Below are 21,688 nucleotides of genomic sequence, written 5' to 3' on the forward strand. Positions count from 1 at the left end.
ACTCGAAGCGCTCATGGCGGCCGCGTTCGTCGGCGCACTGACGGTGTTCCTCGCGCCCGACGAGTGGGCCGGTCGGCTGGCGTTCGCGATCAGCCTGATCCCGTTCGTCGGCAGCCTCTACCTCTGGTCCGGCTTCGAAGCCGGCGGCAACGCGCTGCTCGGCGGCGAGATAGCGTACGCGACCCGGATGGAATGGCTCGAAGTGGGCGGCCGGAGCGTCTCGTGGTTCGTCGGGCTCGACGGGATCAGCCTCCCGCTGTTCGTGCTCACGACGTTCCTCGTACCGCTGGCGATCCTCAGCGCGTGGACGCCCGTCGACACGCGACAGAGCCAGTTCTACGGGCTCATGCTGTTCATGGAGGCGAACCTGCTCGGCGTGTTCGCCGCGCTCGACTTCTTCCTGTGGTTCGTCTTCTGGGAGGCTGTGCTGGTCCCGATGTACTTCCTCATCGGGATCTGGGGCGGTCCGCGCCGCAAGTACGCCGCGATCAAGTTCTTCGTCTACACGAACGCGGCGTCGCTGCTGATGTTCATCGGCTTCATGAGCCTCGTGTTCGCGCTCGGCGACTCGGTGTCGTCGTTCGCCCTGCCGGAGATCGCGCAGGCGATCGCCGCGGGCGACCTGAGCGCGTGGTTCGGCATCCCGGCGGACCGCATCGCGATGGCCGCGTTCCTCGCGATGTTCCTCGGGTTCGCGGTGAAGGTCCCGATCGTGCCGTTCCACACGTGGCTGCCGGACGCCCACGTTCAGGCGCCGACCCCGGCGTCGGTGCTCCTGGCGGGCGTCCTCCTGAAGATGGGAACGTACGCGCTGCTCCGGTTCAACTTCACGATGCTCCCCGAGCAGGCGTCGATGCTCGCGGTCCCGATCGCGGCCATTGCCGTCATCAGCGTCATCTACGGCGCGATGCTGGCGCTCGCACAGAAGGACCTCAAGCGGATCGTCGCCTACTCGTCCGTCTCGTCGATGGGCTATGTCATCCTCGGGCTCATCGTGTTCACCGAGTACGGGATCGGCGGGGCGACGTTCCAGATGGTCGCGCACGGCCTCATCTCGGGGCTCATGTTCATGGCGGTCGGCGTCATCTACAACGCGACCCACACCCGGATGGTCGGCGACATGGCCGGCATGGCCGACCGGATGCCGGTCACCGTCGGCATCCTCGTCGCCGGCGCCTTCGGCTACATGGGGCTGCCGCTGATGGCCGGCTTCGCCGGCGAGTTCTTCATCTTCGTCGGCTCCCTGTCCGCGCCGGCGCTCCCGTACGCACCGGTGTTCACGGCGCTGGCGATGTTCGGTATCGTCATCGTCGCCGGCTACCTGCTGTCGGCGATGCAGAGCACGCTGTTCGGTCCCTTCGAACTGGAGACCGACTACGACGTCGGGCCCGCGGCGTTCCACGACGTCGCCCCGCTCGCGGTGCTTCTGGTGGCGATCATCGTGCTGGGCGTCGCGCCCGACATCTTCTTCGAGATGATCCGTGACGCTGCCCTGCCGGTCGTCGAGGGGGTGACGATCGATGGTTAACGGACTGCCCGCCGTGACGGCGCTGCTGCCGGCGCTGCTGTTGGCCGTCACCGGACTCGCGCTGCTGTTGGTCGACACGGTGCGGCCGGACGCGCGCTCGAACACGTCGATGGCGGTCGTCGGTGCGGTCGGGTCGCTCGCCGCGCTGACGGCCACCGTCTGGCTCACCGCCAGCGGCGGCGTGAGCCCCGACGGCGGCGCGGTGCTGCTGTTCGCCGACGCGGTGAAGGTTGACACCCTGGCGCTGTTCTTCACCGCCATCTTCGCGTCGGTGACCGCGCTGGTGTTAGTCGCCGCGCACGACTACTTCCACGACCACGCCAACCCGGCGGCGTTCTACTCGCTCGTGACGTTCGCGGCGACCGGGATGGCGCTGCTCGCGGTCGCGAACTCGCTCGCGGTCGTGTTCGTCGCCCTGGAGATGGTGTCGCTGCCGTCGTACGTGCTCGTCGCGTACCTCAAGGAGGACCGGGGCAGCGTCGAGGCGGGGATGAAGTACTTCCTCGTCGGAGCGCTCTCGTCCGCGGTCTTCCTGTTCGGCATCTCGCTCGTGTACGCCGCGACCGGGTCGCTCATCCTCGCCGACATCGCGTCGGCGTCGATCGAGGGCCTGGCCGGCGTGCTCGGCGTCGGCGTCGTGATGATGATCGGCGGCGTCGCCTTCAAGACCGCCTCCGTCCCGTTCCACTTCTGGGCGCCGGAGGCGTACGAGGGCGCGCCCGCGCCGGTGAGCGCGTTCCTCTCGTCGGCCTCGAAGGCCGCCGGGTTCGTCGTCGCGTTCCGCGTGTTCACCGAGGCGTTCCCGCTGGAGATGGCGGTGTCCGCGAACGTCGACTGGATGCTCGCCTTCGCGGTCCTCGCGGCCGTCACGATGACGCTCGGCAACTTCGCGGCCGCGGTCCAAGAGGAGGTCAAGCGGATGCTCGCGTACTCCTCCATCGGGCACGCCGGGTACGCGCTCATCGGCGTCGCCGCGCTCACGGTCGACGGCCCCGCCAACGGCACGGTCATGGGCGCCGCGATGGCGCACCTGCTCGTCTACGGGTTCATGAACACCGGCGCGTTCCTCTTCGTCGCGATGGCGGAGCGGTGGGGCGTCGGCCGGACCTTCGCTGACTACGCGGGGCTCTGGCGGCGCGCGCCGGTCGCCTCCGTCGCGATGGCCGTGTTCATGTTCTCGCTGGCCGGGCTCCCGCCGTTCGCCGGGTTCTTCTCGAAGTACTTCCTGTTTCAGGCGGCCATCGACAACGGCTTCCTGTGGCTGGCCGGCCTCGGCGCGGTGAACAGCGTCGTGTCGCTGTACTACTACAGCCGGGTCGTGAAGGCGCTGTTCCTCGACGACCCCGAGTCGCCGAGCGCGCTCGACGCGATCGACGTGCGACCGACGGCGCTGTACGCCGCGGTCGTCTTCGCGGCGGTCGCGACGGTGCTGCTCCTGCCCGGCTTCGGCCCCGTCATCGAGACGGCCGAGGCGGCGGCCTCCGCGCTGTTTTAGAGCGGCCGCGGAACCGCTCTTCTTTCCACGCGTCTCACGCCCGCAGCGACGGCGCCGACCGTCGCGGCGTCGGACCGACGCGGCGCCTTTCGGTCGGCGACCCGCGCGCCGGCGCCCACAGATATTCGTCCGTTCAGCCCCTCGGTACGGTCGTGTCCCGGACTCGCACCTACCGGTGTCTGAACTGCCTCGACGAGACCGTCACGCGCTCGTTCGACACCTCTCACCTCTCGATGACCTGTCCGAACTGCGAGTCGTTCGAGCGGTTCGCGAACGAGGCGGTGATCGAGCAGTTCGAGTCGCTCGAGGCGTCGCCGCCGTCGGAGTTCGACTGGGACCGGCTGGAACGCCGGGAGAAGCTGCTGGTCGCGGAGCGGATCGCTCGCACGGACAAGACGCTCGCGGACTTCGACGTGACCGACGCGACGGAGGCGTAGCGCCGCTCGGGCGCTACCGCGCGTACAATTTGCCGCCGACGAGGTCCGCGAGCCCGACGCCGTCGCCGGGCGTGACGGCCACGTAGGGGCGATCGACCGGCCCGAACACGTCGACGACGCGGCCGACCGTCGAGAGCGACTCGTCGACGACGCTCGCGCCGATCCGCGGGGGCTCGGCGCCCGGATCGCCGCGGGCGATCGCGAGCCCGCCGGCGGTGCGGACGACGGTACCGACGCGCCGCACGGTTACTCCCGGAGCACGCCGAGGTAGGCGGCGATCGCCTGGACGAGGTCGTTCTTCGCGGTGTCGTCGGTGCCCTGGACCGCCACGTACCCGCGGGCCTCGAACTCCCGGGAGTACGTCGCGTCGCGCTCGACGACCGCGTCGTAGCCGACCTGCTGGACGGCCTTCGCTATCTCGTCGACGGTCGGCGCTTCGACCGCCAGATCCGTCGGGACGCGGCGCCCCTCCGAGCGGGACAGCTCGGCGTCGAAGTAGGCGGGGTAGACGACGTTCTCGACCATACCGGATCCCCTCGCGCGCGGCGTAAGGTCGTTTCGGACCGCCGCGCGCTCGGCGCCGCTCAGTCGGTTCGGAACTCGAACCGGGCGCCGCCGTCCTCGCCGGTCGTCGCCTCGACGGTCCAGCCGTGCGCCTCGGCGATGCGCTCGCTGATTGCGAGCCCGAGTCCCGTGCCCGACTCGTCGGTCGTGAACCCGCTCTCGAACACGCGCTCGCGGTCCGCCTCCGGGAGCCCGACGCCGTCGTCCTCGACGTAGAAGCCGCTCGCGGGGCTCCCGTCGTCCCCCTCGAAGGTACCCGCCCCGACCCGGACCGAGAGCGGCTCGTCGGGGGCGTCGCGACCGTGTTCGACGCTGTCGTCGGGCTCTGCCCGACTGCTCGCGGACCCGTGTTCCACACTGTTCCGGAAGACGTTCTCGAACAGTTCGCGCAGCCGCGTGCGGTTCGCCTTCAGGGTCGCGTCGGACTCGACCGTCAGCGTCGCGACGTCCGTGTCGACGCCCTCCCACGCCTCGCGCGCGACCGCGGCCAGCGAGACCGGCTCCGTCTCGCCCACCGACCGCCCCTCCCTGGCCAGCGACAGGAGGTCCTCGACGAGCTCGTCCATGCGCCCGATGGCGTCGGCGACCCTGTCGAGGTGGTCAACGTCGCCCGTCTCGCGGGCGAGGTCGACGTACCCGTCCGCGACCGACAGCGGGTTCCGGAGGTCGTGGGAGACGATGGAGGCGAACTCGTCGAGCCGCTCGTTCTGTCGCCGCAGCGTCTCCTCGCGCTCGCGCCGGTCGGTGACGTCGGTGTAGATGGCGTACCCGGCCGCGTTCGCGGCGTCGAGGTGGATCGGGATGACGTGAAGGATGAAGTGTCGCGGCCCGTCGGCGGTGACCCGCGTGACCTCCCGTCGGACGTTCTCGCCGCGCTGGAGCTGCTCGTTGAGCTCTTCCGCCTCCGCGTCGGCCTCCGGGGGAACGATGTAGTCGTCGATGGACTCGCCCATCACCGTCTCCGGGTCGTACCCGAACGTCGCCTCGAACGCCTCGTTCACCTGTCGGACGACCGGGTCGCCGTCGGTGTAGTCGTAAGCGATGGCGGGGTCAGGCACGTTCGCGAACAGCGCGAGCAGGCGGTCTCGCTCGGCCCTGAGCGTCTCGGTGACGTCGATCCGGTCGAGGGTCTCTTCGAGGTGGGAGCCGAGCAGCTCCGCCAGCCGGCGGTCGGCGTCGTCGAACGCGTCGGCGTCGTCGCTCGCGTCGGCCGCGAGCTGGAAGACCACGTCCTCGCCCACGGGGACGGTGAGCAGCGTGTCGTACCGGCTCTCGGGGGTCGGGTTCGGCGCGACGGAGACGTCGCCGGTCTGGACCGCCTGCCCCGCCACGCCGGTCCCCACCCGGACCCGGTTACAGTCCTCGACGGGCGTCCCGCTGGAGGTGACCACGGGCTCGACCCACTCGCCGTCGCGAACCGCGACCACGGCCCGGTACTCCGGGAACACCACCTCGGCGACGGCGATGGCGGCCCGGTACGCCTCGTCGACCGACCTGACGGCCGCGAGCTCCGTCATCCCGGCGTTGAGCTGTTCGATCCGCGACGGGGTCCGCGTCGGGTCCGTCCGGACGACGGACCGCCGCTCCCGGGCGAGCAGCCACGACACCGTCTCCGAGAGCGACTCCGGCGTCCGCGCGACCGCGTCCACGAGCGGGTCGGTCGCGACTCGGCCGGCCGGGTCGTCGACGAAGGCGACCACGGAACCGACGCGGTCGGCGGACCGGACCCGTCCGAGCCCCGCCTCGTCGGCGACGACCGTCACGTCGGCCCCGGCGAGGCGCGAACCGTCGGTGGCGGCCGCGTCGGCGGCGTGCGTCTCGACCGCCTCACCGTCCTCGCCGCCGGGGGCGTCGGCGCCGAGGCGGGCCTCGAGGTCGTCGGCGAGCCCAGAGCCACCGCCGAGGACGAGAACCGACGCGCGCTCGCCCAGCGCAGAAGTCACAATTGTACGTGATACGCACCGCCGAGAGTATAAATCTTCTTACCGATCGACGAATCCCGACGCGGTCGGCCATTTCCGACCGGTCAGCGGCGTTCCCTCTGAGGACCGTCGGTCGGCGCCGGCTCGCGGCGGCGAACGGCGCGTCGCGGCCGACGAGCGACCCCGGAACCCTTTTGGAGCAACACGGGCCACGTTCGTGTAATGAGCGATCTCGAAGCGGAGTACCGTCTCGATTACTTCGAGGAGGAGGGGTTCGAGCGCAAGGAGTGTCCCTCTTGTGGCGCGCACTTCTGGACCCGCGACGCGGAGCGAGAACTCTGCGGCGAGCCGCCCTGTGAGGACTACAGCTTCATCGACGATCCCGGCTTCCCGGAGGCCCGGTCGCTGTCGGAGATGCGCGAGGCGTTCCTCTCCTTCTTCGAGGAGCACGGCCACGAGCGGATCGACCCGTACCCGGTCGCCGCCAACCGCTGGCGCGACGACGTCCTCCTGACCCAGGCGTCCATCTACGACTTCCAGCCGCTCGTCACCTCCGGGCAGACGCCGCCGCCGGCGAACCCCCTCACCATCTCACAGCCCTGTATCCGGATGCAGGACATCGACAACGTCGGCAAGACGGGCCGGCACACGATGGCGTTCGAGATGATGGCCCACCACGCGTTCAACACGCGCGAGGAGGTCGAGGAGGACGAGTACGCCTACCACGGCGAGGTGTACTGGAAAGACGAGACGGTCCGGTACTGCGACGAGCTATTCGAGAGCCTCGGCGCCGACCTCTCGGAGATCACCTACATCGAGGACCCGTGGGTCGGCGGCGGCAACGCCGGTCCCGCCATCGAGGTCATCTACAAGGGCGCCGAGCTGGCGACGCTCGTCTTCATGTGTATGGAACAGGACCCCGAGGGCGACTACGAGATGAAAGACGGGAACTCGTACTCGTTCATGGACACCTACATCGTCGACACCGGGTACGGGTTAGAGCGGTGGACCTGGATGAGCCAGGGGACCGCGACGGTGTACGAGGCGGTGTACCCCGACGCCATCGACTTTTTGAAGGACAACGCCGGGATCGAACACACCGAGGCGGAGCGAGAGATCGTCCACCGCGCCGCGAAGCTCTCCGGGCGGCTCGACATCGACGACGTCGACGACGTGGAGGCCGCCCGCGGCGAGATCGCCGACCGGCTCGACGTCGACGTCGACCGGCTGCGCGAGCTGGTGGAGCCGCTCGAATCGATCTACGCCCTCGCCGACCACTCGCGGACGCTCGCGTACATGTTCGGCGACGAGATCGTCCCCTCGAACGTCGGCACTGGCTACCTCGCCCGCATGGTGTTGCGGCGGATGAAGCGGCTCGTCGACGAGGTGGGCGTCGACGCGCCCCTCGACGAGCTGGTCGACATGCAGGCCGACCGCCTCGGCTACGAGAACCGCGACACCATCCGCGAGATCGTCCGCAGCGAGGAGCGGAAGTACGAGCGGACCTTGGAGCGCGGCGCCCGGAAGGTCGAGCAGCTCGCCGACGAGTACGCCGGCACCGGCGAGCCGATCCCGACCGAGGAGCTGCTGGAGCTGTACGACTCCCACGGGATCCAGCCCGACATGGTCGCCGACATCGCCGACGAGCGCGGCGCGACCGTCGACGTGCCCGACGACTTCTACGCCCTCGTCGCCGACCGGCACGAGGAGGGCGACGCCGCGGCGGCGGCCGACGAGCGCGACGAGCGGCTCGCCGACCTCCCCGAGACGGAAAAGCTGTTCTACGACGACCAGGGCCGCACCGAGTTCGAGGCGGTCGTCCTCGACGTGCTCGACGCCGAGGACGGGTACGACGTGGTCTTGGACCAGACGATGTTCTACCCCGAGGGCGGCGGCCAGCCGGCCGACAGGGGCCAGCTGACGGTCGGCGAGACCACCGTCGACGTCACCGACGTCCAGGAGGTCGACGGGGTCGTCCTCCACCGCGCGGACGCGGACCCCGGCAAGGGCGAGTTCGTCACGGGGCAGGTCGACGGCGACCGCCGCGAGCGGCTCCGCGCGCACCACACCGCGACGCACCTCATCGGCCACGCCGCCCGGCAGGTGCTCGGCGACCACGTCCGACAGGCGGGCGCCCAGAAGGGCACGGACTCCGCTCGGCTCGACGTGCGCCACTTCGAGCGCGTCACCCGCGAGGACGTGAAGGCGATCGAGCGCGTCGCGAACGAGCTGATCCGGGACGACGTGCCCGTCCGGCAGGAGTGGCCCGACCGCAACGAGGCGGAGGCCGAGCACGGCTTCGACCTGTACCAAGGCGGCGTCCCGCCGGGAACGAACGTCCGCCTGATCCACGTCGGCGACGCGGACGTCCAGGCCTGCGCCGGCACCCACGTCGACCGGACCGGCGAGATCGGCGCCGTGAAGGTGCTGAAGACGGAGCCCGTCCAGGACGGCGTCGAGCGGATCGCCTTCGCGGCCGGCGCCGCGGCGGTCGAGGCGACCCAGCGCACCGAGGACGCGCTGTACGACGCGGCCGAGGTGTTGGACGTCGACCCCCTCGACGTGCCCGACACCGCCGAGCGCTTCTTCGAGGAGTGGAAGGCGCGGGGGAAGGAGATCGAGTCGCTCAAAGAGGAGCTGGCGACCGCGCGCGCGTCGGGCGGCGCCGACGCCGAGGAGGTCGAGGTCGCCGGGACGACGGCGGTGATCCAGCGGCTCGACGGCGACGCCGACGAGCTGCGCGCGACCGCGAACGCCCACGTCGACGACGGGAAGGTCGCGGTGATCGGCAGCGGCGCCGACGGCTCCGCGAGCTTCGTCGTCGGCGTCCCGGACGGCGTCGACGTGAACGCCGGGCAGGTCGTCTCGGAGCTCGCCGGCCGCGTGGGCGGCGGGGGCGGCGGCCCGCCGGACTTCGCGCAGGGCGGCGGTCCGGACGCGGACGCGCTGGACGACGCGCTCGACGCGGCGCCGGACGTCCTCCGCAACCTCCAGGAGGCCTGACGGCCCCACACGGACTCCGCCATGCCCCACGCGACCAACGCCGGCGTCGAGATCCGCTACGAGGTCGACGCGCCCGACGCGGGCGACTCCGGCGAGGCGGTCGTGTTCTGCGGCGACGTCGGCCTCGGCGCGTGGCAGTTCGGCTGGCAACACGCCGCGCTGACGGGCCCGCACACGGTCGTCACGCCGGAGACGCGCGGCGTCGGCCGGTCGGACGCCCCGCCCGCCCCCTACGGGGTCGAGGCGCTCGCGGCCGACCTCGACGCGGTCTGTGCGGCCGAGGGGATCCGCAACGCCCACCTCGTCGGTTACGGCCTCGGCGGGATGGTCGCGCTGACGGCGGCGCTGGCCTCCTCGCGGCCGGCGAGCCTCGCCCTGATCGGGACGCCCCCCGCGGGCGACGCGTACAACCCCGCCGGCGTCTGGGCCGATCCGAGCGACCCGGCCGCGGTCGAGGGGTCGCTCTCCGGGCTGCTCTCGCCCGACTTCCGGGAGGCGCACCCGGACGCGCTCTCGCGGATCGCGGAGTGGCGCCTCGCCGAGGACGCCGACCGCGAGACGTACGCGGCCCACCGCGCCGCGGTCGAGGGGTTCGACCTGACCGACGACCTCTTCGAGGTCACGACCCCGGCCTTGGTCGTCCACGGGACCGACGACACCGCCTGCCCGGTCACGGCCGGCGAGACGCTCGCCGAGGGGCTCCCGCGCGGGGAGTTCCACTCGATCGAGGGCGCCCGACACCTCGTCGGCGTCGAGGCGTCGGCAGCGGTCAACGACCTGCTCGTCGGGTGGCTCGCCGAACACGCGGGCGACCCGTTCGCGTAGGGCCGCGCGTCGACGAGCGAGCGCGGCGTCCGCGTCGGCGGCCGGCACGTCCGGCGCCGCAACCGTTTTGTGACTCTCGGATCTCCGTTCGGTCGATGACCCGCCTCCGGTTCGCCCTGTTGAACGCCGCCCACGACGGCGCGAACACCCGTCGGAACTTCCGCCGCGAGATCGACGCCGACCTCGTCGAGTTCGACGCCGTCGACGGCGACCTCCCCGACCACACCGAGTTCGACGGCGTCGTCGTGACCGGATCGCGCTCGTCGGTCTACTGGGACGAGGCGTGGATCTCCCCGCTCGTCGACTACGTCGCCGAGGCGGCCGACGCCGGCGTCCCGGTCCTCGGCGTCTGCTACGGCCATCAGGTGCTCGCGGAGGCGCTCGGCGGCCGCGTCGCCGGGATGGACGGCTTCGAGATCGGCTACAACGAGATCCGGCAGGTGCGCGACGACCCGCTGTTCGAGGGGATCGGCGAGTCGTTCACGGCCTTCACGACCCACGGCGACGCGGTGGTCGAACTGCCGCCGTCCGCCACGCTGCTGGCCGAGAACGACCGCGGCGTCCACGCGTTCCGCGACGGGCACTGCTGGGGCGTCCAGTTCCACCCCGAGTACGACGTCGAGACCGCCCGCGACGTGACGGACGGCAAGCGGGACCAGATCGGCGACGCCCGCGTGGACGCCGTCCTGGAAGCGATCACCCTCGAGGCGTACGACGCCGCCTGCGAGGCGAAGGCGCTGTTCGAGAACTTCACCGCCTCCGCCGAGCGGCTGGCGGCCGAGCGCGCGGACGCCGCCGCCGCGGACGACTGACCGGGACGGGCGGCCGCGGTCGGTCTCTTCCTCCCCGTCGCCGACGCGGCCCCCGGTCGAACACGCTTATACGGTTCCCGTCCCGAACCTCGGTATGAACGTAGTACCGGACACGAGCGCGGTCGTCGACGGCCGCGTGTCCGAACGCGTCGCGGACGGGACCTACGAGTCGGTCGCCGTGTTCGTCCCGGAGGCGGTCGTCGGCGAGCTCGAGTCGCAGGCGAACGACGGGCTCGAATCGGGCTGGGACGGGCTGAGCGAGCTGAAGCGGCTCGCCGACTACGCCGACGACGGGCGGATCGAGCTGCGGTACGTCGGCGAGCGCGCGAGCGGCGACGCCCGCTCGAACGCCCACGAGGGCGACGTGGACGCGCTGATCCGCGACCTGGCCGCCGACCACGACGCGACGCTGCTGTCGAGCGACGTGGTCCAGGCCGAGGTCGCCCGCGCGAAGGGGCTCGACGTCGAGTACGTCGAGCCGGTCGCCCGCGGCGTCGTCGACGAGCTCCCGATCCAGGACTTCTTCACCGACGAGACGATGTCGGTCCACCTCAAGACGGGCACCGTCCCGAAGGCGAAGCGCGGGAGCCTCGGCGAGATGCGCTACGTCGAGATCGCCGACGAGCCGAGCGAGGAGGCCCAGATGCGCGAGTGTGCCAACTCGATCGTCGACCTGGCCCGCCAGTCGAACGAGGGCTTCATCGAGCTCTCGGACGACGGGATGGACATCGTTCAGTTCCGCAACTACCGGATCGCGGTCGCCCGGCCGCCGTTCGCGGACGGCATCGAGATCACGGCGGTCAGACCGATCGCGAAGACGAGCCTCGACGACTACGAGTTCGCCGACGAGCTCCGCGAGCGGTTCAAAGAGCGCAAGCGCGGCGTGCTCATCTCCGGGTCGCCCGGGGCCGGGAAGTCGACGTTCGCGCAGGCGGTCGCCGAGTTCCTGAACGACAGCGACTACGCGGTGAAGACGATGGAGAAGCCGCGCGACCTCCAGGTCGGCCCGGAGATCACGCAGTACGGCGCGCTCGGCGGCGCGATGGAGAACACCGCCGACTCGCTCCTCTTGGTCCGCCCCGACTACACCATCTACGACGAGGTCCGGAAGACGAACGACTTCGAGGTGTTCTCGGACATGCGGATGGCCGGCGTCGGGATGGTCGGCGTCGTCCACGCCTCCCGCGCCATCGACGCGCTCCAGCGGCTCGTCGGCCGCGTCGAGCTCGGGATGATACCTCAGATCGTCGACACCGTCGTCTACATCGAGGCCGGCGAGGTCCACACCGTCTACGACGTGACCACCGAGGTGAAGGTGCCGGCCGGACTCACGGCCGAGGACCTCGCCCGCCCGGTCATCCAGGTGTCGAACTTCGAGACGGGCCGGCCCGAGTACGAGATCTACACGTTCAACCGCCAGGTCGTCACGGTGCCGCTGAACGAGGACGGCGGCGAGGCGAACGGGGACTCCGGCGTCGGCCGCATCGCGAAAAAGGAGATCGAACGCGAGATCAAGTCGGTCGCGCACGGCCACGTCGACGTGGAGCTCAACGGTGACGACGAGGCGGTCGTCTACGTCACCGAGGGCGACATCGGCACGGTGATCGGGAAGGGGGGCGGCCGCATCGCCGACATCGAGAACCGCCTCGGGATCGACATCGATGTCCGGACGCACGACGAGAAGCCCGGCGGGTCGGGCCCGGGCGGCGCCGCCGACAACGGTCGCGGCGACGGGCAGGTCGGCGCCGAGCGCGGCACGGTGGTCGCGCCTGAGATCACCTCGCGTCACGTCGTCATCGACGTCGACGACGGCGTCGGCGAGACGGTGGAGGTGCGCGCCGACGGCGAGTACCTCTTCACCGCCACCGTCGGCCGCGGCGGCGAGGTCCAGGTCTCCCGCGGCTCCGCCATCGCCGAGGAACTGGAGGACGCGATCGATCGGAACCGCACGGTGACGGTCGTTCCGGCGCGGTAAGCGAGGCCGTCCCCGGTCGGTCGCGCCGCGAGCCGGACGTTTCCGAACGCTGTCACGTCGTCGGACGACGCGGCGGGGTACCACGATCGTCGTATCGTATCCCTCCTGAAAGATAACGCTTTTTTGACGGCCTTGACAACTCGGGGTATGGCAGATGAGTTAAAACGCGGGCTCGAGGGCGTCCTCGTCGCGGAGTCGGATCTGAGCTACGTCGACGGCGAGGTCGGAAAGCTCGTGTATCGGGGGTACGACATCGAGGACCTCGCGCGCGGCGCGAGCTACGAGGAGGTGCTGTACCTGCTGTGGCACGGTTCGCTCCCCGGCGCCGCTGAGCTCGACTCGTTCGCCGCCGACCTCGCGGCCGAGCGCGAGGTCGACGACGACGTCATCGAGACGGTCCGCGCGCTCGCGGACGCCGGCGAGCGACCGATGGCCGCGCTCCGGACCGCCGCGTCGATGCTGTCGGCGTACGACCCCGACGCCGAGGGCGACGACGACGGCGAGGCCACCCTCCGTCAGGGCCGCCGGATCACGGCGAAGATCCCGACGGTCCTCGCCGCGTTCGAGCGCGTCCGTCAGGGCGAGGAGCCGGTCGCCCCCGATCCGGACCTCTCGCACGCCGGGAACTTCCTCTACATGCTCACCGGGACCGAGCCGGACGCCGTGAGCGAGGAGACGTTCGACATGGCGCTCACGCTCCACGCCGACCACGGGCTCAACGCCTCCACGTTCACCGCGATGGTGATCGGCTCGACGATGGCCGACGTCTACTCCGGCGTCACCGGCGGCATCGGCGCGCTCTCCGGTCCCCTCCACGGCGGGGCCAACCAGGACGTGATGGAGGTGCTCCACGAGATCGACGCCTCCGCGAAGGATCCCGTCCAGTGGGTGAAAGACCGGCAGGACGACGGCGGGCGCATTCCCGGGTTCGGGCACCGCGTCTACAAGGTCAAAGACCCCCGCGCGAAGATCCTCGAAGAGAAGCTCCGCGACCTCGCCGAGTCGTCCGGCGACACGAAGTGGCTCGACTACACCACCGCCATCGAGGAGTACCTCACCGACCAGGGGCTCGTCGAGAAGGGGATCGCCCCGAACGTCGACTTCTACTCCGGCTCCGTCTACGACTCGCTCGGCATCCCGCTCGACATGTACACGCCCATCTTCGCGATGAGCCGCGTCGGCGGGTGGATCGCCCACGTCGCCGAGTACCAGGAGGACAACCGCCTCATCCGTCCGCGCGCGCGGTACACCGGCCCCGAGGACGCCGAGTTCGTCCCCATCGACGAGCGATAGCGACCGCGACCGACGCGGTCCGTCTCCCGACGCGCTTTCTCTCTTTCAGCGTCACGGACGCTTCGACGTCGCCGCAGGTTCTTTGACGGCCTCTCAGACGTCGAGTCGCTCGCGGGCGAACTTCGTGAGCAGCGGGATGTCGTCGAGGTGAAGCAGCTTCGCCATCGCGCGCTTGTCGCCCTGGTTCGCCCGTTCGAGGGTGTTCTCCTCCGCCTCCTTGAGGTCGCGCATGAACCGGTCGTAGCGCTCGTTGGGCGCGAGGTACAGCAGCCGCGTGAGCATCAGCCGCGCCTTCATCCGCGGGGCCACGTCGCGGTGCCACAGCCGCTCGTACACCGCGAGGCTCTCGGCGTCGAGGCGACGCTCCGAGTCCGTGAGGCATCGGTCGACGGTGGCCGCCGCGGCGCGGGCGGACTTCATGCCCTTGTGGATCCCCTCGCCCCACAGCGGGTCGATGGTCGGCACGGTGTCGCCGATCGCGAGGAAGCGGTCCGTGTGCATCTCGTCGGGCATCTGGATGTGTGCGGAGCCGCGGTGGACCTTCCCGTCGATGCGCTCGGCGTCGGCGAACCGCGGGTCGCGGCTCACCCAGTCGTCGAGGTAGCCGTCGACGGTCTTGCCCGCCTCGGCGAACTCGCGGTGGCGGTCGTTCTGGATGTAACAGATGCCCACCTTCGCGGTGTCCTCGCCGGTCGCGAAGATCCACGAGTAGCCGCCCGGCGCGATGTCGTGGTCCAGGCGGAGCATCATCGCCCGTCGGAGGTCCGCGTACTCCGGGTGGTTCATCTCGACGCCCTCCATCTCGTACTCGATGCCGATCGCCTGGTTCTCGCGTTCGAGGTCGACGACGTCGAGCGCGCTCGCGAGGGGCGCGGCCGGGCCGGTCGCGTCGATCACCACGTCGGCGTACAGCTCCTCGTCGCCGTTGTACCGCACCCCCTCGATGACGCCGTCGTCGTCGAGGATCGGTCGGGAGACGCGCGCGTCGAATCGGTACTCGGCGCCGTTCTCGCGGCCGTCCTCGACGAGGAACCGCTTGAACTCCGCGAACTCCAACACCGCTCCGGGCTGGTAGCTCTCGTAGTACTCGTTTGGCGACTCCAGCACCACGTCGTCGGTGTAGGACATCACGACGTCGTCGGGGATCCCGAACGAGGACATCATCGACGGGAACGTGCCGGCGGTCGACTTGTTGCTCTGTCGCGGGAACTCGTCTTCCGACTCCGTCTCTAAGACGACGACGTCGTAGTCGCGCGTCGCCAGGTCGCGGGCGCACTGCGCGCCCGCCGGCCCGGCGCCGGCGATAGCGACGTCGTAGCGATCAACCATACACGCCAGTTGCGGACCCTCCTAATTAGGCTTGCTGAAACCCGACGGAAAATACGTGCGAACCCGCTCGTTCGCCTGGTTTTGGCCGTCGAGAGAGGTCGGAATGCGGGCGGGTTCGACGGGCGTTCGAAGTCGGCTCCGACCCTCCGATCGCGGGGGGGGGCGGACCCGTTCGCGAGGGTCGGTCCGTGGCCCGGCGGCGGGCCCGCGACCCGGCTCAGTAGAACTCGCGGACGAGGTCGGTCGCGCCCTCGGGGGCGCCGTCCGGGAGCACGGACATGTCCTCGTCGACGCCGTGCTGCTCGTGGTACGGCACCGACGACTCGTCCCTGTAGATGACGCCCTGGTGTTCCTTCTCGTTGTCGAGGATGACGTCCTTCGCCGCCTCGCGGTCGGTCGGGTCGTGGTCCGCCTCCTTCAGGTCGACCAGCGAGTCGCGGAAGTAGTCGTAGGTGTCGACGTCGTTGAAGGTGACGCACGGCGAGTAGACGTTGACGAAGCCGAACCCGTCGTGCTCGATGGCCTCCTGGATGATCTCCTGGTGGCGGAGCGCGTCCGAGGAGAACGACTGCGCGATGAACGTCGCGCCCGAGGCGAGCGCCAGCGCGTGCGGGTTGACCGGGGGCTGTTTCGGGCCCTCGGGGCTCGTCGACGTCTCGAAGTCCTCGCGGGAGGTCGGGGAGGCCTGCCCCTTCGTCAGCCCGTAGATGCGGTTGTCCATCACGACGTACGTCATGTCGACGTTGCGCCGGACGGCGTGGACGAAGTGGCCCGCGCCGATGGAGTAGCCGTCGCCGTCGCCGCCGGCGACCATCACTTCGATGTCGGGCCGGGCCATCTTGACGCCGGTCCCGACGGGGAGCGCGCGCCCGTGAACGCCGTGGAGCGCGTAGCTGTGCATGTACGTGCCGATCTTCCCGGAACAGCCGATGCCGGCGACGACGAAGGTGTTGTCGGGGTCGTTCCCCGTCTCCGCGAGCGCCTTCATCATCCCGTTCATCGTCCCGAAGTCGCCGCATCCCGGGCACCACGTCGGCTGCTTGTCGGACTTGAAGTCGGTGAATCGAATGTCTGAGCTCATTGGTTACGCCTCCACCCCCGCTTCGAGGGTCGACTTGATCTCCGCTGCGAGTTCGTCGGCCTTGAACCGCACGCCGTTGTACTTGTTCACGCGGTCGACCCGTTCGAGCACGTCGTGCTCGACGAGGTCCGCGAACTGCCCCTGCTCGTTACACTCGACGACGACCGTTGTCTCGGCCGCCGCCACGTCCTCAGAGAGGTCCGGTCGCGGGAAGATGTACGGGACCGAGAGGACCCGCACGTCCTGGCCCTCCTCGTCGAGGATGTCGACCGCCTCGGCGAGCGCGCCTTCGTTCGACCCCCAGGTGATGACGAGGTCGTCGGCGTCCGCGTCGCCGAACTCGCGCGGGCTCCAGTCCTCGCGCTCGCGGGCCGTCTCCACCTTCCGGTTGCGCTTGTCGACCTGCGCGACTCGCATCTCGGTGTCCTCGGTCCGGCGGCCCTGCTCGTCGTGTTCGAGGCCGGTGGACATGTGCGCGCCGTCGGCCGTGCCGGGGAACGCCCGCGGCGAGATCCCGTCGTCGGTGATCTCGTGGGGCTGGAAGCCGCCCGAGTCGCTCATGTGGTCGTCGATCGTCGTCTCGTCGACGACGTTCCCGCGGTTGACCTCCACCTCGTCCATGTCGAAGGTGTCCGGGGAGAACGTCTGCTCGGTGACCGCCATCGAGAGGTCGGCGGTGAGGTAGACGGGGACCTGGTACTTCTCGGCGAGGTTGAACGCCTCGACCGTCTTCCAGAAGCACTCGTCGATGGTGGTCGGCGCGAGGACGAACCGCGGCACCTCGCCGTGGCCGCCGTACAGCATCTGGTTCAGGTCGCCCTGCTCCTGTTTCGTCGGCATCCCCGTCGAGGGGCCCGAGCGCATCACGTTACAGATGACGAGCGGCGTCTCCGAGGTGGCGATGAGCCCGAACGTCTCGGTCATCAGGTCGATCCCCGGCCCGGAGGTCGCCGTCATCGCGCGGGCGCCGCCGCGGGCCGCGCCGAGCGCCATGTTGATCGCCGACAGCTCGTCTTCCGCCTGGACGACGTGGCCGCCGTACCGCTCGATGCGGCCGGTGAGGTACGTCATCACGTCGGTCGCGGGCGTGATCGGGTAGCCGGCGTAGAAGCGGCAGCCGGCCGCGATGGCGCCCATGCCGATCGCCTCGTCGCCGTTGAGGAGGACGTAGTCCTCGTCGGTGGTCTCCAGCGAGTAGTCGAACTCGTGGTCGTACTCCTCGGCGACGTACGACTGCCCCGCGCGGGCGGCCTCCTTGTTGTTGTCGACGAGCTTCTGTCCCTTGTCCTTGAACCGCTTCTCCAGCGCCGAGTCGAGGTTCTCGATGGGGAACTCCGCAACCTCGCAGGCGGCGCCGAGCGCGACGACGTTCCGCATGATCGCCCCGCCGGCCTCCTCGGCCAGGCTCTTGAGCGGCACGTCGAGGCCGATCATCCCCTCGGGGATCTCGACGTCCTGCATCGTCGTCCGCTCGCCGTCGTAGATGATCACCGACCCCTCGTGGAGCTCGTCGAGGTTCTCCTCGATCGTCCGGGGCGTCAACGCGATGAGCACGTCGAGTCGGTCAACGACGCTCTGTACCTTGTCGACGGAGGTCCGCACCTTGTAGGCGGTGTACCCGCCTCGGATCCGCGATGCGAAGTCCTTCGACGTGAACACGTGCCGACCCGCGCGGGAAAGCGCCTGTGCGAAGATCTTCCCCGTCGAGTCGATGCCGTCGCCGGCCTCCCCGCCGACAGCCCAGTTGAAATCCGCAGCCATGTGCTATGAGCAAGGTTCCGGCGGACTCATCAAAAGGCTTCTGGAAGGAGCCACCGAGGCGTTTCTGGACGAACGTGTCCACTCTCGCGAATATTGTCGCCTCTAAGCTGCTATATCGGATTCAACTGGGGTATAATCAAACATACGTTCACCATATTCCTCACGATCGACCCTTCGCGCCGGACCGGTTTTCGACGACCGTCGAATACTCTCGGTCGGGGCCGGCCCCCGCGACGCCGCGACGGGCCGTCGCGTCAGCGAGGTGAGTGCGTCGCGTCGGCGCGGCGAGAACGTCGACTCGGACGGACGAGCGCGTCCGCGCTGCCCCGGACGCGTCGGTTGAGGCGCCCCGCAGGAACCGGTTTCGACACGGGCAGGACCGACGCCGACGGGAAGGCGTTTGTGTCTCCCCCGCCGATCCGAAGTATGGACACGACAGCGACGGTCGAGTCGGTCGAGTCGGTCGGGCCCGACACGTACGCCCTCCGCTTCACCGCGCCCGAGGGGTTCGCAGCCGAACCCGGACAGTTCGTGAAGCTCGGCACCGAGATCGACGGCGAGTCGGTCGCCCGCTTCTACACCCTCTCGTCGCCCCGCGTCGGCGAGGCGTTCGAGGTCACGGTCGGGATCGACCCCGACGAGGGCGGCGACTTCTCGGCGTTCCTCTCGGACGCCGAGGCCGGCACCGAGATGACCCTCTCCGGCCCGTTCGGCGACCAGCACTACGACGGCGAGCCCCGCGCCGTCGTGATCGCGGGGGGGCCCGGGGTCGGCCCCGCGGTCGCCATCGCGGAGCGCGCGCTCGACGAGGGCGCCGAGGCCGCGGTCGTCTACCGCGACGACGACGTCGCCCACGCCGACCGGATCGACGCGCTCCGCGAGCGCGGCGCCGCGGTCCGCCTCCTCGACGCGGACGAGCCCCTGACCGACGCCGTCGCCGACGTGCTCACCGGGACGACCGGGGAGACGGTGTTCGTCTACGGGTTCGCCGACCTCGTCGCGGACGCGGAGACCGCGGTCGACGCGGCCGGCGGCGACGCCGACGCCGCGAAGGTCGAGAACTTCGGGTAGTCGCGGCTGCCCGGACGGCGCCCTCCCGCGTACGCTCCCCGCCGGTGCTGCCGCGCTTTAGCCACCCCGCGCGAGCCGCCGGCTACGTCTCGAAGTCGGGCAGGTCGTCCGGCGCCTCGAAGTCGGCCTCCCAGTCGATGTACTCCTCTTTGAGCGTCTCACAGACGATCTGTCCCAGCTCCGTGAGCCCGGCGTTGATTGCGGAGACGGTGCCCCACGAGTCGAGGTCGGGATGGAGGTCGCGCTCCTTCCAGTCCTCGGGGAGTCCCGGCGCGTGGTAGCCGACGCGGTCGGCGAAGTCGTCCCAGAAGAAGTCGAACCGGGAGACTAGACCGAGGTCGACGGCGATCCGCCAGTCGCCTTCGTCCATGTCGCTGCCGGCGGCCCACTCCCCGAACGCCTCCTCCCACGCGCCCTCGCGCAGGAACGCCTCGAGCTCGTCGCGGCGGTACTCGCCGCCCGCCACCTCGGCGTCCTCGTACTCGTTCGGGTCGACGGCGGCGAGTTCGGGGGGGTCCGGCGGCTCGACGTCGAGTGTCATGCCCTACGATGGGCGCCGATGAGCCAAAACCCTACGGGAACGGGGCGCACCGAGCCGCCCTCCTCTATCGCGCGTCGCGTCGGCCCGCCCCGCCGGCCCGCCGCGACCGATCCGGTCCTTTTACCGCGGCGCCGTCCCGAGGGTCGGTATGGACCTCCGCGCCGTCTCGCGTCGGGTCGGGATCGCCGCCGCCGTGGTCACCGTCGTCGCGCTCGTCGCGCCGTACGCGCTCATCACGGGGCCGGAGTACACGTCGCAGCTGGCGACGTACTACGCCTCCGGCGTCGTCGGCTGGGGCGGGATCGCGCTGTTCGCGCTGCTGTCCGCGGTCGTCATCGCCTCCGTCGAACGCGGGAACGTCGACCCCGGAACGCTCGCGGGCGTGGCGGTCGTCCTCGGCGTCGCCACGACCGCGAGCGCCGCGAGCTGGGCGCTGGCCGTCGAGCCGAGCCCGGTGTTCCGCGACCACCTCTGGCTCGTGTGGCACGCGCGCGCCGTCGTCGCGCTCTCCGTCCCCGTCCCGCTCGCCGCCGCGGCGTACGCTCGTGGCCTGCTGACGTAGTCGCGCCCCCGGCTCCGCGACGGCTCGCCCCGCCCCGCCCTGCCCCATCCCGCCGGCGTCCGCCGAACGAAAGGCCCTTATGCCGCACCCGAATATCGTCGAACGGACTAGGTCGGGCGGTTAGGCCCCGCTCGTCACCCGTGAGGCAGTCTTCAGCGGGGACCGAACAGCGGGCACGTCCGGTCAGACCGGCGCGGGCCCCGAGAGCCAACGTGGAAGCCTCGTCCGCCGGGGACAGCGGTCCGTGGCGCCCGCTCGCAGGAGCGGTCCGTCGCGGTTCGTCGGCGACACCGGGTCAGGCGCGGAAGCGAGCAGCCCACCGCCGGACGCCCGTCGCTCGTCGGGTCGCGGGGTGGAGGAGGCAATCGGGATACCCCGTGACGGAACGTCGGGCTACCCCGCCTGTCCGCCATTCATACTTCGTTTCGTTCGAGGAGTGGCGACGCTGCGGCGTTCCGTTCGTCGGTGTGAGCGCCGATACCACGACCGCGAACATCGCCGAAGCCCCAGTCGCTCGGCGATGCGGACCCGACACTACCGGACCGAACCACTCCGAAGCCCCAGTCGCGACTGCCCCTTCGAGTCCCGCCCCCGCACCGCACGGCACCTCACGCCTCCCCAGCCTCGCGGCTCCCTACGGTCGCCGCGTCCCTCGCGCGTGCTCCTCGCGGCCGCCGAGGGCGGCCGCTCGCCGGCACGCGCCACCGCGACCTCAAAAGCAGTTGTATCGCGACTCAGCGACCGGTGTCGTACTTGTACGTCGCCGAGTCCGGGTCGATGCCGAAGTCCTCGGCGGACTCCTCGGGCTCGTCGTCGCCGGTCGGCTCGGCGTCTTTGAACGCCTTCCGGAGGGCACTCGGCATCTCGAAGGCGTCGACGGCCAGTTCGAGGCCGACGACCCCGCCCCCGAGGAACTCCCGCTTCTCCGTCAGGCGGTCCGAGAGCGCGGGCGGGAGGTCGTCGGTGTCGACGCGCTCGAACCCGAACTGCGCGAGGTAGTCGGGCTGGTCGGTGAGGACGTACACCGTCTCGAACCCGTCCGCGGCCGCGGTGTCGACGAGGCGCTCGACGACGTGTGCCCCGACGCCGCGCCGGCGCCACTCCGGGAGGACGCCGATGCCGGTGAGCTCGATCCGGTTGGCCTCGTCCTCGTCGCCGCGGTGGAGGCGGAGGCGGCCGAACCCCGCCCGGTCGCCGGACTCCTCGTCGACCGCGATCACGTAGTCCCGCGACCGGAAGGCGACGTCGTCGAGCCCCAGCTGCTCGATGGCGTCCAACAACCACGCCTCGTCACGGTTTTTGGCGTCGCGGACGTACATGAACGCCCGTACGAGACCGGAGGTGAAAAGCGGTTCCCCGCCGCCCCCGTCCGTCTCCAGCCGCGCCGTCGCGTAGCCGAGCCACTCCACGGTGAGCTCCTCGAATCGGACCGTCATGTCACGGGGTCCGGCCGCGGGCGCCTTGAGGGTGGCTATCGGTCGCGGTCGCC

18 protein-coding genes and 1 other RNA gene are annotated in these 21,688 nt (G+C 70.4%); 11 read left to right on the forward strand and 8 right to left on the reverse strand.

Annotation, left to right across the window (positions count from 1 at the left end; translation table 11 throughout):
* Nucleotides 1-13 precede the first annotated feature (13 nt).
* From EXE50_RS08405 to EXE50_RS08415, 3 genes are all read left to right on the forward strand, one after another.
* On the forward strand, nt 14-1,528 hold the full coding sequence (locus tag EXE50_RS08405; RefSeq protein ID WP_121599304.1) for a NuoM family protein: 1,515 nt from the start codon (nt 14-16) through the stop codon (nt 1,526-1,528).
* Nucleotides 1,521-3,023 carry an NADH-quinone oxidoreductase subunit N gene (locus tag EXE50_RS08410; RefSeq protein WP_053771560.1) on the forward strand — a complete coding sequence of 501 codons (1,503 nt, stop codon included), beginning with the start codon at nt 1,521-1,523 and terminating at the stop codon, nt 3,021-3,023. Before EXE50_RS08405 ends, EXE50_RS08410 begins: the two co-directional genes overlap by 8 nt.
* Before the next feature lie 152 nt (nt 3,024-3,175).
* Entirely contained in the window at nt 3,176-3,460 is a 285-nt protein-coding gene (locus EXE50_RS08415) for a hypothetical protein (protein ID WP_137704816.1), read from the forward strand.
* A gap of 13 nt (nt 3,461-3,473) precedes the next feature.
* Here EXE50_RS08415 and EXE50_RS08420 read toward each other — a convergent pair whose 3' ends face one another.
* Genes EXE50_RS08420 through EXE50_RS08430 form a run of 3 tightly spaced genes read right to left on the reverse strand, consistent with a single transcriptional unit; the run spans nt 3,474 to nt 5,967 of the window.
* Nucleotides 3,474-3,704, reverse strand: a complete 231-nt coding sequence (locus tag EXE50_RS08420; protein ID WP_053771558.1) for an H/ACA ribonucleoprotein complex subunit GAR1 — start codon at nt 3,702-3,704, stop codon at nt 3,474-3,476.
* A 2-nt stretch (nt 3,705-3,706) separates the two neighbouring features.
* Complete coding sequence (gene srp19 / locus EXE50_RS08425; RefSeq protein ID WP_053771557.1) at nt 3,707-3,985, reverse strand: signal recognition particle subunit SRP19; 279 nt, start codon at nt 3,983-3,985, stop codon at nt 3,707-3,709.
* 59 nt (nt 3,986-4,044) lie between these two features.
* Nucleotides 4,045-5,967 carry a PAS domain-containing sensor histidine kinase gene (locus EXE50_RS08430; RefSeq protein WP_137704817.1) on the reverse strand — a complete coding sequence of 641 codons (1,923 nt, stop codon included), beginning with the start codon at nt 5,965-5,967 and terminating at the stop codon, nt 4,045-4,047.
* Nucleotides 5,968-6,168: 201 nt separating this feature from the next.
* Between EXE50_RS08430 and alaS the strand changes: the two genes are divergently transcribed.
* The 5 genes from alaS (at nt 6,169) to citZ (ending at nt 13,854) form a co-directional block, all read left to right on the forward strand.
* On the forward strand, nt 6,169-8,949 hold the full coding sequence (gene alaS, locus EXE50_RS08435) for an alanine--tRNA ligase (protein ID WP_137704818.1): 2,781 nt from the start codon (nt 6,169-6,171) through the stop codon (nt 8,947-8,949).
* Nucleotides 8,950-8,970: 21 nt separating this feature from the next.
* Nucleotides 8,971-9,774: an alpha/beta fold hydrolase gene (locus EXE50_RS08440; RefSeq protein WP_121599132.1), complete on the forward strand. Its 804-nt coding sequence runs from the start codon at nt 8,971-8,973 to the stop codon at nt 9,772-9,774.
* A 95-nt stretch (nt 9,775-9,869) separates the two neighbouring features.
* Nucleotides 9,870-10,586 (forward strand): type 1 glutamine amidotransferase, encoded by a 717-nt coding sequence (locus EXE50_RS08445; protein WP_137704819.1) that lies wholly within the window; start codon nt 9,870-9,872, stop codon nt 10,584-10,586.
* Between the two features lie 94 nt (nt 10,587-10,680).
* Nucleotides 10,681-12,561, forward strand: a complete 1,881-nt coding sequence (locus tag EXE50_RS08450; RefSeq protein WP_137704820.1) for a PINc/VapC family ATPase — start codon at nt 10,681-10,683, stop codon at nt 12,559-12,561.
* A 147-nt stretch (nt 12,562-12,708) separates the two neighbouring features.
* Entirely contained in the window at nt 12,709-13,854 is a 1,146-nt protein-coding gene (citZ, locus tag EXE50_RS08455; RefSeq protein ID WP_137704821.1) for a citrate synthase, read from the forward strand.
* Between the two features lie 93 nt (nt 13,855-13,947).
* On the opposite strand, the gene EXE50_RS08460 is transcribed toward citZ, so the two are convergent.
* The 3 genes from EXE50_RS08460 to EXE50_RS08470 form a co-directional block, all read right to left on the reverse strand.
* On the reverse strand, nt 13,948-15,183 hold the full coding sequence (locus EXE50_RS08460) for a digeranylgeranylglycerophospholipid reductase (RefSeq protein WP_121599130.1): 1,236 nt from the start codon (nt 15,181-15,183) through the stop codon (nt 13,948-13,950).
* 217 nt (nt 15,184-15,400) lie between these two features.
* Nucleotides 15,401-16,264 (reverse strand): 2-oxoacid:ferredoxin oxidoreductase subunit beta, encoded by an 864-nt coding sequence (locus tag EXE50_RS08465; RefSeq protein WP_137704822.1) that lies wholly within the window; start codon nt 16,262-16,264, stop codon nt 15,401-15,403.
* A 3-nt stretch (nt 16,265-16,267) separates the two neighbouring features.
* Nucleotides 16,268-18,025 carry a 2-oxoacid:acceptor oxidoreductase subunit alpha gene (locus EXE50_RS08470; protein WP_137704823.1) on the reverse strand — a complete coding sequence of 586 codons (1,758 nt, stop codon included), beginning with the start codon at nt 18,023-18,025 and terminating at the stop codon, nt 16,268-16,270.
* A 426-nt stretch (nt 18,026-18,451) separates the two neighbouring features.
* On the opposite strand from EXE50_RS08470, the gene EXE50_RS08475 reads away from it, so the two are divergent.
* Nucleotides 18,452-19,096 (forward strand): ferredoxin--NADP reductase, encoded by a 645-nt coding sequence (locus EXE50_RS08475; protein ID WP_053771547.1) that lies wholly within the window; start codon nt 18,452-18,454, stop codon nt 19,094-19,096.
* Nucleotides 19,097-19,178: 82 nt separating this feature from the next.
* Here EXE50_RS08475 and EXE50_RS08480 read toward each other — a convergent pair whose 3' ends face one another.
* Entirely contained in the window at nt 19,179-19,637 is a 459-nt protein-coding gene (locus tag EXE50_RS08480) for a hypothetical protein (protein ID WP_137704824.1), read from the reverse strand.
* Between the two features lie 148 nt (nt 19,638-19,785).
* Here EXE50_RS08480 and EXE50_RS08485 point away from each other — a divergent pair, with 148 nt between their 5' ends.
* Together EXE50_RS08485 and ffs are read left to right on the forward strand one after the other, a co-directional pair.
* Complete coding sequence (locus EXE50_RS08485) at nt 19,786-20,199, forward strand: hypothetical protein (protein ID WP_053771545.1); 414 nt, start codon at nt 19,786-19,788, stop codon at nt 20,197-20,199.
* Nucleotides 20,200-20,299: 100 nt separating this feature from the next.
* Nucleotides 20,300-20,611, forward strand: an RNA gene (gene ffs, locus EXE50_RS08490) — signal recognition particle sRNA.
* 322 nt (nt 20,612-20,933) lie between these two features.
* On the opposite strand, the gene EXE50_RS08495 is transcribed toward ffs, so the two are convergent.
* Nucleotides 20,934-21,518 (reverse strand): GNAT family N-acetyltransferase, encoded by a 585-nt coding sequence (locus EXE50_RS08495; protein WP_053771544.1) that lies wholly within the window; start codon nt 21,516-21,518, stop codon nt 20,934-20,936.
* Nucleotides 21,519-21,688 lie beyond the last annotated feature (170 nt).

Source organism: Halorubrum sp. ARQ200, from assembly GCF_005435115.1.
GTDB lineage: Archaea > Halobacteriota > Halobacteria > Halobacteriales > Haloferacaceae > Halorubrum > Halorubrum tropicale.

Coding starts and splice junctions, on each gene's coding strand:
- EXE50_RS08405 (WP_121599304.1), top strand. CDS start 14: ATGGCGGCCGCGTTCGTCGGCGCACTGACGGTGTTCCTCGCGCCCGAC.
- EXE50_RS08410 (WP_053771560.1), top strand. CDS start 1,521: ATGGTTAACGGACTGCCCGCCGTGACGGCGCTGCTGCCGGCGCTGCTG.
- srp19 (WP_053771557.1), bottom strand. CDS start 3,985: ATGGTCGAGAACGTCGTCTACCCCGCCTACTTCGACGCCGAGCTGTCC.
- alaS (WP_137704818.1), top strand. CDS start 6,169: ATGAGCGATCTCGAAGCGGAGTACCGTCTCGATTACTTCGAGGAGGAG.
- EXE50_RS08440 (WP_121599132.1), top strand. CDS start 8,971: ATGCCCCACGCGACCAACGCCGGCGTCGAGATCCGCTACGAGGTCGAC.
- EXE50_RS08445 (WP_137704819.1), top strand. CDS start 9,870: ATGACCCGCCTCCGGTTCGCCCTGTTGAACGCCGCCCACGACGGCGCG.
- EXE50_RS08450 (WP_137704820.1), top strand. CDS start 10,681: ATGAACGTAGTACCGGACACGAGCGCGGTCGTCGACGGCCGCGTGTCC.
- citZ (WP_137704821.1), top strand. CDS start 12,709: ATGGCAGATGAGTTAAAACGCGGGCTCGAGGGCGTCCTCGTCGCGGAG.
- EXE50_RS08460 (WP_121599130.1), bottom strand. CDS start 15,183: ATGGTTGATCGCTACGACGTCGCTATCGCCGGCGCCGGGCCGGCGGGC.
- EXE50_RS08465 (WP_137704822.1), bottom strand. CDS start 16,264: ATGAGCTCAGACATTCGATTCACCGACTTCAAGTCCGACAAGCAGCCG.
- EXE50_RS08470 (WP_137704823.1), bottom strand. CDS start 18,025: ATGGCTGCGGATTTCAACTGGGCTGTCGGCGGGGAGGCCGGCGACGGC.
- EXE50_RS08475 (WP_053771547.1), top strand. CDS start 18,452: ATGGACACGACAGCGACGGTCGAGTCGGTCGAGTCGGTCGGGCCCGAC.
- EXE50_RS08480 (WP_137704824.1), bottom strand. CDS start 19,637: ATGACACTCGACGTCGAGCCGCCGGACCCCCCCGAACTCGCCGCCGTC.
- EXE50_RS08485 (WP_053771545.1), top strand. CDS start 19,786: ATGGACCTCCGCGCCGTCTCGCGTCGGGTCGGGATCGCCGCCGCCGTG.
- EXE50_RS08495 (WP_053771544.1), bottom strand. CDS start 21,518: ATGTACGTCCGCGACGCCAAAAACCGTGACGAGGCGTGGTTGTTGGAC.